General features: G+C 71.7%; 10 protein-coding genes. 6 read left to right on the top strand and 4 right to left on the bottom strand.

Going from position 1 to position 12532, the window contains the following annotated elements; all coding sequences use genetic code 11:
• Positions 1 to 47: 47 nt before the first annotated feature.
• Positions 48 to 1454 carry a protoporphyrinogen oxidase gene (gene hemG, locus ABGB12_RS14880; protein ID WP_347678126.1) on the bottom strand — a complete coding sequence of 469 codons (1407 nt, stop codon included), beginning with the start codon at positions 1452 to 1454 and terminating at the stop codon, positions 48 to 50.
• Between the two features lie 141 nt (positions 1455 to 1595).
• Here hemG and ABGB12_RS14875 point away from each other — a divergent pair, with 141 nt between their 5' ends.
• On the top strand, positions 1596 to 2450 hold the full coding sequence (locus ABGB12_RS14875; protein ID WP_347678124.1) for a DUF4349 domain-containing protein: 855 nt from the start codon (positions 1596 to 1598) through the stop codon (positions 2448 to 2450).
• On the opposite strand, the gene ABGB12_RS14870 is transcribed toward ABGB12_RS14875, so the two are convergent.
• Positions 2438 to 3022, bottom strand: coding sequence for an NAD(P)H-dependent oxidoreductase (locus tag ABGB12_RS14870; RefSeq protein ID WP_347678122.1), 585 nt, complete (start codon positions 3020 to 3022; stop codon positions 2438 to 2440). The genes ABGB12_RS14875 and ABGB12_RS14870 overlap by 13 nt on opposite strands.
• Before the next feature lie 101 nt (positions 3023 to 3123).
• On the opposite strand from ABGB12_RS14870, the gene ABGB12_RS14865 reads away from it, so the two are divergent.
• Complete coding sequence (locus ABGB12_RS14865; RefSeq protein WP_347678120.1) at positions 3124 to 3978, top strand: helix-turn-helix transcriptional regulator; 855 nt, start codon at positions 3124 to 3126, stop codon at positions 3976 to 3978.
• Here ABGB12_RS14865 and hemE read toward each other — a convergent pair.
• Positions 3975 to 5012, bottom strand: coding sequence for a uroporphyrinogen decarboxylase (hemE, locus tag ABGB12_RS14860; protein WP_347678118.1), 1038 nt, complete (start codon positions 5010 to 5012; stop codon positions 3975 to 3977). The two genes, ABGB12_RS14865 and hemE, sit on opposite strands and share 4 nt — an antisense overlap.
• Before the next feature lie 272 nt (positions 5013 to 5284).
• On the opposite strand from hemE, the gene ABGB12_RS14855 reads away from it, so the two are divergent.
• Together ABGB12_RS14855 and ABGB12_RS14850 are read left to right on the top strand one after the other, a co-directional pair.
• Positions 5285 to 5848: a DUF3000 domain-containing protein gene (locus ABGB12_RS14855; protein WP_347678116.1), complete on the top strand. Its 564-nt coding sequence runs from the start codon at positions 5285 to 5287 to the stop codon at positions 5846 to 5848.
• A 4-nt stretch (positions 5849 to 5852) separates the two neighbouring features.
• On the top strand, positions 5853 to 7082 hold the full coding sequence (locus ABGB12_RS14850; RefSeq protein WP_347678114.1) for a ribonuclease D: 1230 nt from the start codon (positions 5853 to 5855) through the stop codon (positions 7080 to 7082).
• Between the two features lie 32 nt (positions 7083 to 7114).
• Here the strand turns inward: ABGB12_RS14850 and ABGB12_RS14845 are convergent, their stop codons facing one another.
• The gene (locus ABGB12_RS14845) at positions 7115 to 8860 is read right to left on the bottom strand and encodes an AMP-binding protein (protein ID WP_347678112.1); all 1746 of its coding nucleotides are present in this window, start codon (positions 8858 to 8860) and stop codon (positions 7115 to 7117) included.
• Positions 8861 to 9067: 207 nt separating this feature from the next.
• Here ABGB12_RS14845 and ABGB12_RS14840 point away from each other — a divergent pair, with 207 nt between their 5' ends.
• Both ABGB12_RS14840 and ABGB12_RS14835 read left to right on the top strand, forming a co-directional pair.
• The gene (locus tag ABGB12_RS14840) at positions 9068 to 10273 is read left to right on the top strand and encodes a thiolase family protein (RefSeq protein WP_347678110.1); all 1206 of its coding nucleotides are present in this window, start codon (positions 9068 to 9070) and stop codon (positions 10271 to 10273) included.
• A complete protein-coding gene (locus ABGB12_RS14835) occupies positions 10270 to 12363 on the top strand; it encodes a 3-hydroxyacyl-CoA dehydrogenase NAD-binding domain-containing protein (protein ID WP_347678108.1) in 2094 nt (697 codons plus the stop codon). The genes ABGB12_RS14840 and ABGB12_RS14835 overlap by 4 nt, the downstream gene beginning before the upstream one ends.
• Positions 12364 to 12532: the final 169 nt, after the last annotated feature.

Here is a 12532-nt window from a genome sequence, read left to right as displayed (position 1 = left end):
CGTGTACCTGATCACCTGGTTGAGGTCTCGGGCCTTCGGCTTGTCACTCACGGTTCTTCTTCTCTCAACTGATCGATGATGCGAGCGGCCGCCGCCCGCGCCGTGGAGATGCAGGCGGGGATTCCGACCCCATCGTAGGCCGCCCCGCACAGGGCCAGCCCCCGGTGCCCCGCCACGGCCGCGCGCACGCGCGCGACCCTGTCCAGGTGCCCGACGTCGTACTGCGGGAGCGCCCCGCCCCAGCGGGTGATGCGGGCCTCCACCGGCAGTTCGCTCACCGCGCAGGTGGTGGCCAGCTCCGCCATCACCGCCGCCTTGAGCTCGGCGTCGGAACGCTGCAGCGTGTGCTCCTCGCCGAACCGGCCGATGGAGGCGCGGACCAGCACCGTCCTCGGGTCGTGGCCGCGCCGGTCGGGCCACTTGACCGAGCTGAACGTGACGGCCTTGACGTCCCGGTTCTCCACGTACGGCACGAGGTAGCCGGTGCCTTCGGGGAACTTCGGGAACGCGGTGGAGTGGTAGGCCAGGCTGATGATCGCCATGCTGGCGTACTCGATGCCGGCCAGCTCCCCCGCGGCCGCCGGGACGGTGTCCGCCAGCAGCCTGCTCGCCGGGGCCGCGGGCACCGCCAGCACCACGGCGTCGGCGTCGAGCGCCTCGGGCGCCTGGGCGGAGCCCAGCACCACCCGCCAGCCCTCCGGCGTGCGCTTCAGCTCCCGGACCATCGCCCCGGTGCGGACGTCCGAGCCCTCCTTGGCCAGGAGCCCGGCCATCAGGACGGGCAGCGCCCCCATGCCGTCCCGCAGAGTCGCGAATATCGGACCGCTCTGCTTGGCGGAGGCCTCCTTGATCTCGCGGGCCGTCGCGATCAGCGAGCGCTGGGTGCGGGCGGCCTGCGCGAACTGCGGCAGCGTCGCCTCGAACGACAGCCGCTCCACCCGACCGGCGTAGACCCCGCCCAGCAGCGGCTCCACCAGCCGGTCGACGACCTCGCGGCCCAGCCTGTCGGCCACGTAGTCGGCCACCGAGACGTCGGAGCCGCGCGGGGTGGGCCGTTTGGCCAGGTCCAGGGCCGCGCGCGCGACGCCCGCCTGGGAGATGACCCCGGACTGGGCGAGCGCCACCAGGTCGGAGGGGATGCCCATGATCTGCCCGGCCGGCAGCGGCCTCAGCTCGCCGTGGCTGTAGACCGAGGAGCCCGACGCCCCCGGATGGATCAGCTCGTCCGACAGGCCCAGCTCCTCGATCAGGTCGAGCGCCTCGGGACGGCGGGTGACCACCGACTCCGCGCCCTCGTCCAGCTGCTGACCGGCGATCTCGCTGGTCCGCAGCTTCCCTCCGACCGAGGGGGAGCCCTCCAGCACCGTCACCCGCGCTCCCGCGCGGTTCAGGTACCACGCCGCGGCGAGCCCGGAGATCCCGCCGCCCACGACCACCACATGCTTGGCATTCACCTCTCCACCTTGGCAGAGCCCCACTGCTGCCGGTGCCATCTCGCAGTGTGAGATGGGCGTCACCTCGATCGTGACCTTTTCGCCGCCTTTCCCGGGGGCTGAGGGTGCAACGCAAGGACGTGCCGGACCCGTCCTAAGGTCATGCGAAAAGCCCTCTACGTCGTAGCCGCGTTCCTCCTGCTGACCGGCTGCTCCAGCTCCTCGACCCAGCACGCCCGCCTGGACTCCGAGGCCGCGGCCCCCGCCCCCGAGGAAGCCGCCCGCCCCCAGAGCGGCGAGCGGTCCCTCAAGGACCAGAAGCCCGGTGAGCCGGGCGAGCCCGGCCAGGGGCAGCGGGCCATCGCCTACTCGGCGAACCTGCGGGTCCGCGTGGAGAAGGTCGAGACCGCCGCCGCCAAGGCCAAGGAACTCGTCGCGGCCGCGGGAGGTTACGTGGCCCAGGAGAGGACCAACGGCACTCCCCCGTCCGCGCGGTTCGACTTCCAGGTCCCCGCGAACGGCTACTCCGGTCTGCTCGACGCCCTGGCGAAGCAGCTCGGCGAGAAGGTCTCACTGGAGCAGTCCGCCGAGGACGTCACCGAGGAGGTCTCCGACGTCGACAGCCGGGTCGAGTCCGCCGAGGCCGCGCTGAAGCGGCTGCGCGCCCTGCTGTCGCGGGCCGGCACCGTCGGCGAGGTGCTGCAGGTGACCGAGGAGCTCGACCAGCGCCAGGCCGACCTCGACGCACTGAAGGCCAGGCAGAAGAGCCTCTCCCAGCGGGTCAAGGAGGCGTCGATCACCTTGGTCGTGGTCTCGGAGAAGGCGGAGCCCGCCGAGGAGGACACCTCCGGCTTCCTCGGCGGGCTCAAGGCGGGATGGCAGGACCTCACCGCCTTCGTGTCCGGCCTGCTGACCGGGTTCGGGTGGCTGCTGCCCTTCTCTCCCCTGCTGGTCGCGCTGTTCTTCCTGGGGCGCCTCCTGGTCAGGCGGCGCCGGGACCGGCGTCAGGCGGCGTAGGGACGCTTCTCCCTGGCCTCCCGCAACGACCGCGCCCACCAGTCGAGCTGGTCCAGCAGGGTCTTCGCCGCGGCGTCCGCGCGCTCGTCCGCGGGCCGCCCGTCCTCGGAGAACAGCTCCCAGTAGTTCGCGAAGCTCACCTGGTCCCGGACGGTGACCGCGTGCATCTCCGCGAAGACTCCGCGCAGGTGCTCCACGGCCCGCAGGCCGCCGGAGACCCCTCCGTAGGAGACGAAGCCGACGGGCTTGGCCTGCCACTGCGTGAAGTGCCAGTCGACCAGGTTCTTGATCGAGGCCGGGTAGCTGTGGTTGTACTCCGGCGTGACGACCACGAAGGCGTCGGCCTGCTCCAGGCGAGGGGTGATCCGGGCCAGGACGGCGGCCGCCTCCGGGTCGGGCTGGTCCCCCTTGGCCGGGAGCGAGAGGGGCAGGTCGACCTCGGCGAGGTCGATGACGTCCAGGTCGAAGGCGGGGCCGGCCTGGGAGGCGAACCAGTTCGCGACGACGGGACCGAAGCGGCCCCCTCGGACGCTGCTGACGATGACGGCGAGACGAATGTGATCGGTTGTCATGGCTTCAGGCTGGCCCGCCCGCCCGACCGTAGGGAGACCGTGCTGATACTGGCCCTGCCAGGGCCACGATCAGAACGGGGCCACTGGGTAGATTCGTTGCCATGCCCGACATCGAGCTCAGCGTCTTCCTACGCGACCGGCGGGAGTCGATCACCCCCGAGCAGGTGGGACTGCCCTCGGGGCCCCGGCGCCGCACCCCGGGGCTGCGCCGCAGCGAACTGGCCGCCCTCGCCGGGATCAGCGTGGAGTACCTGACCCGGCTGGAGCAGGGCCGGGACCGCCATCCCTCCCCGCAGGTGCTGGGCGCCCTGGCCGACGCGCTGCGGCTGAACCACGACGAGCGGCTCTACCTGCGGTTCGCGGCCAAGAACTCCTCGGGTGAGGCCTTCCTCGCCTGCTCGGCCACCGCACCGCCGGCCGTGGAACCTCGCCCGACCCTGCTGGCCGTGCTGGAGAACCTGGAGCCCGTGCCCGCCCTGCTGCACAACCGGCTCGGCGACGTCCTGGCCCACACTCCCGCGTTCGGCCGGCTGGCCGGGCCGATCGGCCTGTTGGACGAGCCCCGCCCCAACCTGCTGCGCTTCGTCTTCACCGACCCCCGGGCCCGGGAGGCCTACCCCGAGTGGGACGTGGTCGCGCGGGAGCGCCTCCACGCCGTCCGTTACGACAATCCTCCGGACGACCCCCATCTGCGCGGTCTGGTCGACGAGCTCACCGTCACCGCCGGGGCCGCGTTCACCGAGAAGCTCAAGGCTCCGCCCGCGCAGCCCCAGCCCTCCGGTTCCGAAACACTCATGCACCCCGAGGCGGGGCGGCTCCGGTTGGTCTACGAGGGGCTGAAAAGCGGTGACCAGCGGATCCTGGTCTACCAGCCCGCCGACGCCGAGACCGCCCGCGCCCTGGGCCGGCTGGCCGGACTCGGCACGCTGCGCGCCGTGGAGCGAAAGGCCGTCTAGCCCTCGGCGAGGCGCTCGGACTCGGCGTGGACGAAGTCGGCGAGCCGGGCCAGCTGGTCGGGGTTCGTGGACGGGAGCACGCCGTGGCCCAGGTTGAAGATGTGGCCCTCGGCGGCGCGGCCGCGCTTCAGGACGTCGCGGGCGCGCTCCTCCACGACCTCCCAGGGGGCCAGCAGGAGCGCCGGGTCGAGGTTGCCCTGCAGCGCCTTGCCGGACGGGACCCGGCGGGCCGCCTGGTCCAGCGGGACCCGCCAGTCGACGCCGACCACGTCGGCTCCGGCCTCGCCCATGAGGCCCAGCAGTTCGCCGGTGCCCACGCCGAAGTGGATGCGCGGCACGTCGGCGAGCGCGGCGAAGATCCGCTCGCTGTACGGCATGACGTAGCGGCGGTAGTCGTCGGGGGCCACCGCGCCGACCCAGCTGTCGAAGAGCTGGACCGCCCGGGCGCCCGCCGCCACCTGGGTGCGCAGGAAGCCGATGGTGATCTCGGTCAGCGCCTCCATCAGCGCGTGCCACAGCTGCGGCTCGGCGTACATCATGACCTTGGTGCGGTCGTGGTTCTTGGACGGGCCGCCCTCGATGAGGTAGGACGCCAGGGTGAAGGGCGCGCCGGCGAAGCCGATCAGCGGGATGTCCCCGAGCTCGCCGACCAGGTTCCCGATCGCCTCGGTCACGTAGGGGACGTCGTCGGGCGTCAGCGCGCGCAGCCGGGAGATGTCCGCCTTCTCGCGGATCGGGTCGGCGATGACGGGGCCGACGCCGGGCTTGATGTCCAGGTCGACGCCCACGGCGCGCAGCGGGACCACGATGTCACTGAAGAAGATCGCCGCGTCGATGGCGTAGCGCCGCACCGGCTGCAGCGTGATCTCGACGATGAGGTCGGGTGTCGCGCAGGCCTCGAGCATCGGGATTCCCTCACGTACCCGCAGGTACTCGGGGAGGGAGCGGCCGGCCTGGCGCATGAACCAGACAGGGGTGTGGGGTACCGGCTCGCGGCGGCAGGCGCGGAGGAACGCGGACTCTTCAGCGGGCATACCCCATGGTCCCATGGACCCGCGGGTGTGCGACGCCGGGGTGAACCTTTCCCTCTTCTACGGAGATTCAGGACACGCCGCGCAATATCCCGCGATAAGACTTCCACTGATGGCATTTTCTGTCCCGGCGGTAAATCCCTGGCGAACACCGGGTACGCCTCGAAGATCATCGACGTACACGTGAGCTGAGGTCTCAAGTGCCTCCATTCCCCAGCGGACCCACCGGCGTGGCATCGCCCCCCTCCAGGGTGCCCGAGATCTACTCTCGGCAGATGGCTCCCCCGAACGAGACCCCCGCCTCCTTCCAGGAGGCGGTCGAGAGCTTCAAAGCCGCGCTGGGCGGAGACCCCGACCGGCCGGAACTCGAATTCGAGGAGATGCCCGCCCCCCAGCGGCTGGCCCCCTACTCCGTCGCCCTGTCCGCCGCGGTCGTCAAGGACGACGCCGAGCTGGCGGTCGGGCGGCTGATCCTCCTGCACGACCCCAAGGGCCGCCCCGGCTGGGACGGCCGGTTCCGGCTGGTCGCCTATGTGCGGGCCGAGCTCGAACCGGAGATCGCCGACGACCCGCTGATCGGAAGCGTCGCCTGGAGCTGGCTCACCGAGGCGCTGGCCGAGGCCGGCTCGGCCGCCGAGTCGGGCACCATCACCCGGGCGGTCAGCGAGAGTTTCGGCAGCAAGCAGGACGAACCCGCTACCACGGAGCTGGAACTCAGGGCATCATGGTCCCCCTCCGGGCAGGACATGAGAGATCATGTACGCGCATGGTCCGAGGTGATGTGCATGGCAGCCGGGCTCCCCCCGCGCGGGGTCCGCGATCTGAAGGACGTACGGTAGCTGAGTGGAAGAAGGTCGGACGGCACCGTCGCCACTGTTGGAACCCAGGGAGGGAATCCCGCCCGTCGTCGCCTCCGACGCCGCGCTCGACGAGGTCATCGCGGCGTTCGCCGCGGGCACCGGACCGGTCGCGGTCGACGCGGAGCGCGCCTCGGGATACCGCTACGGGCAACGGGCCTACCTCGTGCAACTGCGCCGGCGGGGAGCCGGCACCGCGCTGATAGACCCGGTCGCCTGCCCCGATCTGAACGACCTGAACCGGGCGCTGGCCGACACCGAGATGGTGCTGCACGCGGCCAACCAGGACCTGCCGTGCCTGTCGGAACTGGGCCTGGTGCCGCGGACGCTCTTCGACACCGAGCTGGCCGGGCGGCTGCTGGGCTACCCCCGCGTCGGGCTGGGCGCGATGGTGGAGACGGTGCTGGGCTTCACCCTGGAGAAGGGCCACTCGGCCGCCGACTGGTCCACCCGCCCGCTGCCCACCGACTGGCTGCGCTACGCGGCCCTGGACGTCGAGCTGCTGGTGGAGCTGCGGGACGTCCTGTACGCCGAGCTGGTCACCGCGGACAAGCTGGACTGGGCGTTGCAGGAGTTCACCGCGATCGCCGAGGCGCCGCCCCGGCAGCCGCGCAACGACCCGTGGCGGCGCACGTCCGGGATCCACAAGGTGCGCAACCGGCGGGGCCTGGGCATCGTCCGCGAGGTGTGGGAGGCCCGCGAGAAGCTCGCCCAGGAGCTGGACCTCTCCCCCGGCCGGGTGCTGCCCGACAGCGCGATCGTCGACATGGCGCTGGGACAGCCCCGCACCATGGCCGAGCTGTTCGGCATCGCCGCGATCAAGGGACGGAACGCCCGCCGCCACACCACGCTGTGGCTGCGCGCCGTCTCCCGCGGCCGCCAGCTGCCGGACTCCGCGCTGCCCGAGCAGAACCTCCCGGGCGAGGGCCCGCCTCCCGCCCACCGCTGGGCCGAACGCGACCCCGAGGCCGCCGCCCGGCTGTCGGCCGCCCGCACCGTCGTCGCGGCGCTGGCCGACGAGCACACCCTGCCGAGTGAGAACCTGATCCAGCCGGACCTCATCCGCCGCCTCTCCTGGTCCCCGCCCGGCGACCCGGACCCCGAGGCCGTCAGAGCCGCCCTCCGCGAGCTGGGCGCCCGCCCCTGGCAGGCCGACCTGGTGTCCGTCCCCCTGGCCAAGTCCTGGCTCCGCCTGGAGACCAAAGGCGAGCTGTAGAGCCCGCGGCCTTCGCGGGCCCGGGCCTCGTGTCAGGTCCCGGTGTAGCCGTCGTAGTCGTCGGGGACGGGGGCCGCGGCCAGGGCCGGTTCTCCGGGCTCGGACCAGAAGGCGACGCGACCCTCGGGCGTGCGGACCCGGCCGGAGCGCAGTCCTTCCAGCCAACGGTAGACGATCTTGCCGGTGGCGTTCCTGGGCAGCTCGGGGATGAAGAAGACGTCCCTGGGCACCGCGTAGCGGGCGATCTGCTCGCGGATGTAGGAGCGGACGGTGTCCTCGTCCAGCTCCGCGCCGGGGCGCAGGACGATGTAGGCGGCGAGGCGCTGACCGTACTCGGCGTCCTCGACGCCCGTGACGGCGACCTCGCGGATCTCGGGGAGGCGGGCGAGCGCGTCCTCGATCTCTCGGGGCACCACGTTCTCGCCGCCGGAGACGACCATGCCGTCGTGGCGGCCGTCCACGTACAGCATGCCCCGGGAGTCCAGATGGCCGAGGTCTCCGGTGAAGAGCAGGCCCTCCCACATCTCGGTGGGGTTCCCGCTGGTGTAGCCCTCGAAGGCGTTCTCGTTCCCGGCGAAGATGCGGCCGATGGTCGCGCGGGGCAGCCGCCCGCCCTCTTCTCCGACGACGGCCACGGACGTGCCGCGCGGCGGACGGCCCGCGGTGGCGGGGTTGATGCGCAGTTCCCTGGGGCGCGCGATGCTCACCCAGCTCACCTCGGTGGAGCCGTAGACGTTGTAGAGGCGGTCGCCGAAGACGTCCATGAACCGGTGGGCCAGGTCTCCGGGCAGCGGTGAGCCGCTGAGCGCGACCACCCGCAGGCCGCGCGTGTCGTAGGACTCCCGTACCGCCTCCGGCAGCTCCATGATGCGCTGGATCATCACCGGGACGGAGAACAGCGCGCACCTGCGCCACCGGCCCAGCTCGGCCAGGGTCTGCTCGGGATCGAACCGGCGGTGCAGCACGATCGTGGCCCGCAGGCCGAGCCCGAGTTGGAGCGCGGCGAACCCCCACATGTGGAAGACGGGGGCGTCCACCACGAAGGTCTGCCTGCCGCGCAGCGGGATCCGCGACAACATCGAGCCCAGCGGGCCCATGCCCGGACGGGGCCTGCGGCGGGCGCCCTTGGGCCGTCCTCCGGTTCCGGAGCTGAGCATGATGACCCGGCCGTCGGAGCGGGGCGGCCCGACGTGCCCGGGCGGCGCGTCGGCGATGAGCCGTTCCAGCAGCAGGCCGCCGGGCATGGGCGCGTCGGTCCAGATGATGGACCCGCGCAGCGGGGGCGGGCAGGCCGCCAGCGCCGCGGCGAACTCCGAGTCGCAGACCAGCAGGTCGGGCCGGAACTCCGAGAGCACCGACCGCAGCTGCCCGGGGCCCGCTCCGGTGTTGAGCAGGACCGTCTCGGCGCCGCGTTTTCCGCAGGCCACCAGCGCCTCCACCAGGCCGCGGTGGTTGCGGCACAGGATGCCGACGCGGGGCCGGGGACCGCTCAGCGGCAGGGCGAGCGCGAGCCGGTCGGTGCGTTCGTCGAGTTCGGCGTAGGTGAGGGAGCCGGTGTCGTCGATGACCGCGCGCTTGCCGGGCTGCGCCAGCGCCGCGGCCTTGGCCAGGCCGCCGAGCGTGGTGCCCCACTCCTGCAGGGCGTTCACGGCGCGGATCGTCCGGACGGGGTGGACGAGGCGCACGATTCCCGATCCGAGCAGCACGAAGAAGAGATCGACCGCATGGCCCAGCCGCTGCTTCAGCCCCGGCCGGTAGGCGGGTCTCGCGTGCACCACCGCGCCCTCCCGGTGACTTTCCGCCAAGGTAACCACGCGTGGCGTGCTCCACAAGTGGCCATAACCGGAAAAGAGCAGGTGGTTTTCCACTTGGGCGGCGAAGTCCCGGCCGGTGGCCTCCGTCAGTGATTACTGACTAGTAACATGCTGTGTTACCGATGAGTAGCCTCGTCGGTTCCGAGCCTTGAAGCCAGAGGAGACCTGATCGTGCCTCGTATCGCACGTGATGTCGTGTTCGTCGACGGCGTACGCACGCCGTTCGGCAAGGCCGGGCCCAAGGGCCTGTACGCCGAGACCCGCGCCGACGACCTGGTCGTCCGCGCCATTCGTGAACTCATCCGGCGCAACCCGGGTCTGCCGCCCGAGCGCGTGGACGAGGTCTCCATCGCCGCCACCACCCAGACCGGCGACCAGGGCCTGACCATCGGACGCTCCGCCGCGGTGCTGGCCGGACTGCCCAAGTCGGTCCCCGGCTACGCCGTCGACCGCATGTGCGCGGGCGCGATGACCGCGGTCACCACCACCGCCTCCGGCATCGCGTTCGGCGCCTACGACGTGGTCATCGCCGGCGGCGTCGAGCACATGGGCCGCCACCCCATGGGCGAGGGCGTCGACCCCAACCCGCGGTTCATGACCGACAAGATCGTCGACCCGTCCGCGCTGGTCATGGGCCTGACCGCGGAGAACCTGCACGACCGCTACCCGGAGGTCACCAAGGAGCGCTGCGACGCCTACGCCGTGCGCTCCCAGGAGAAGGTCGCCGCCGCCTACGCCGCCGGCAAGATCCAGCAGGACCTGGTGCCGACCGCGATCCGCTCCGCCGACAAGGGCTGGGGCCTGGCCACCGCCGACGAGCCCCCGCGCCCCGGCACCACGGTCGAGGACCTCGCCCAGCTCAAGACCCCGTTCCGGGTCGCCGGCAACGTGACCGCCGGCAACGCCGCGGGCCTCAACGACGGCGCCACCGCGTGCCTGCTCATGGCCGAGGACGTCGCACAGGAGCTCGGCCTCCCCGCCCGGATGCGCCTGGTCGACTTCGCCTTCGCAGGCGTGGAGCCCGAGGTCATGGGCATCGGCCCCGTCCCGGCGACGGAGAGGCTGCTGGCCCGCAACGGCATGTCCATCGAGGACATCGGCCTGTTCGAGATCAACGAGGCCTTCGCCGTCCAGGTCCTGGCCTTCCTCGACCACTTCAAGATCGACGAGGACGACCCACGGGTCAACCCGTGGGGCGGCGCGATCGCCGTCGGCCACCCGCTGGCCTCCTCCGGCGTCCGGCTGATGACCCAGCTCGCACGCCACTTCGCCGAGCGCCCCGACGTGCGCTACGGCCTCACCACGATGTGCATCGGCATGGGCATGGGCGGCAGCGTTCTCTGGGAGAACCCGAACTGGGAAGGCGCGCAGAAGTGAGCGACCTCAACGAGATCTTCCAGGACGAGGTGGTCACCAAGGCCCTCGTCCGCGACATCGAACTCCCCTACGGCGCGGGCACCCTGGCCCTCATCACGCTGGACAACGGGTTCGACCACACCAAGCCCAGCACCTTCGGTCCGGGCGGCCTGGCCGAGCTGGGCGAGGCGCTCGACGCCGTCGCGGCGCGCGCCGCGGCCGGCGAGATCGCGGCGGTCGGCCTCACCGGCAAGCCGTTCATCTTCGCGGTCGGCGCCGACCTCAAGGGCGTCCCGCTCATCCGCAGCCGCGAGCAGGCCCTGCAGATCGGCAGGCTCGGCCACGACGTGTTCCGCAAGCTGGGCGAGCTGAAGGTCCCGTCGTTCGCCTACTACAACGGCGCCGCCATGGGCGGCGGCGTCGAGGCCGGCCTGCACTGCACCTACCGCACCGTCTCCCGCGGCGTCCCGGCGTTCTCCCTGCCCGAGGCGTTCCTGGGCCTGGTGCCCGGCTGGGGCGGCACCTACCTGCTGCCGAACCTCATCGGCGCACAGAAGGCGCTCAAACTCATCATCGACAACCCCCTCGCCCAGAACCGGGTCATCAAGGGGCAGCAGGTCTTCGACCTGGGCATCGCCGACGCGATCTTCGACACCGCCGACTTCCTCGAGGAATCCCTGGCCTGGACGACCCGGGTCCTCAAGGGCGAGGTGAAGGTCGAGCGCCCTGAGGTCGACAAGGGCAAGGCGTGGGACGACGCGGTCAACATGGCCGGGTTCGTGCTGGAGGGCAAGCTGCACGGGTCGGCCCCCGCGCCGGTCCGCGCGCTGGACCTGGTCCGCCACGCCAAGGACCGCGGCCGCGACGAGGGTTTCGCCGCCGAGGACGAGGCGCTCGCCGACCTCATCATGTCCGACGAGCTGCGCGCCGGCCTGTACGCCTTCGACCTGACCCAGAAGCGCGCCAAGCGGCCCGCGGGCGCCCCGGACAAGTCCCTGGCCCGCAAGGTCACCAAGGTCGGCGTCGTCGGCGCGGGCCTCATGGCCGGCCAGCTGGCGCTGCTGTTCGCCCAGCGCCTGGAGGTCCCGGTCGTCATGACCGACCTGGACCAGGCCCGGCTGGACCGGGGCGTCTCCTACGCCCACGGCGAGATCGACAAGCTGAAGGCCAAGGGCCGGGTCGACGCCGACCGCGCCAACCGGCTCAAGCGCCTGATCACCGGCTCGCTCACCAAGGACGCCTTCGCCGACGCCGACTTCGTCATCGAGGCGGTCTTCGAGGAGATGTCGGTCAAGCAGCAGGTGTTCGCCGAGGTCGAGGCCGTCGTCTCGCCCGAGTGCGTCCTGGCGACCAACACCTCGTCCCTGTCGGTCACCGAGATGGCGAGCGGACTGCGCCACCCCGAGCGGGTCGTCGGCTTCCACTTCTTCAACCCGGTCGCGGTGCTGCCGCTGCTGGAGATCGTCCGCGCCGAGAGCACGGACGACGCGACGCTGGCCACCGCCTTCGCCGTCGGCAAGCAGCTGAGGAAGTCCTGCGTGCTGGTCAAGGACGCCCCGGCGTTCGTGGTCAACCGCATCCTGCTGCGCCTGCTCGCCGAGATCGTCGGCGCGGTGGAGGAGGGCACCCCGATCGAGACGGCAGAACGCGCCGCGCAGCCGCTGGGCCTGCCGATGAGCCCGTTCGTGCTGCTCGGCCTGGTCGGCCCGGCGATCGCGCTGCACGTCAACGAGACGCTGCACGCCGCCTTCCCCGAGCGCTTCCCCGTCTCGGAGAAGTTCCGCAGGTTCGTCGAGTCCGGCAAGACCGGCGTCTACCGCCCGGACTTCACCCTCGACCCCGAGGCGGTGGAGATCTTCAGCGGCGGCGACCGTCCGTCCACCGAGGAGCAGGTGCTCGCCCGCGCGGTCGAGGGCCTGGCCCAGGAGATCCGCATCATGCTGGACGAAGGGGTCGTCGCGGCGCCCGAGGACATCGACCTGTGCCTGATCCTGGGCGCGGGTTACCCGTTCCACCTCGGCGGCATCACCCCCTACCTGGACCGCACCGGAATCTCGGAGAAGGTGACCGGGAACCGTTTCCTTCCCCCGGGCGTTGCAACTGTGGGATAGGGATCGTCCCGATGGACCGCCGGGCACGGGACTGGGGGGTTACCGGTCCGGCTAACGGGAGGCGTCCCGTGTCGTCACGACACGGGGCGCTTTTCGTTCCCTCCTCCCGGTCAGGGCAGTGAGTCGGCGAGGCTTATTGATGAGACATGTCCGTTAGGACACGATAGGA

The organism is Actinocorallia sp. B10E7, assembly GCF_039871655.1.
In the GTDB taxonomy this organism is placed as follows: domain Bacteria; phylum Actinomycetota; class Actinomycetes; order Streptosporangiales; family Streptosporangiaceae; genus Actinocorallia.
This window is presented reverse-complemented; position numbering and strand designations above follow the sequence as displayed.

Coding starts and splice junctions, on each gene's coding strand:
- ABGB12_RS14875 (WP_347678124.1), top strand. CDS start 1,596: ATGCGAAAAGCCCTCTACGTCGTAGCCGCGTTCCTCCTGCTGACCGGC.
- ABGB12_RS14865 (WP_347678120.1), top strand. CDS start 3,124: ATGCCCGACATCGAGCTCAGCGTCTTCCTACGCGACCGGCGGGAGTCG.
- hemE (WP_347678118.1), bottom strand. CDS start 5,012: ATGCCCGCTGAAGAGTCCGCGTTCCTCCGCGCCTGCCGCCGCGAGCCG.
- ABGB12_RS14870 (WP_347678122.1), bottom strand. CDS start 3,022: ATGACAACCGATCACATTCGTCTCGCCGTCATCGTCAGCAGCGTCCGA.
- ABGB12_RS14855 (WP_347678116.1), top strand. CDS start 5,285: ATGGCTCCCCCGAACGAGACCCCCGCCTCCTTCCAGGAGGCGGTCGAG.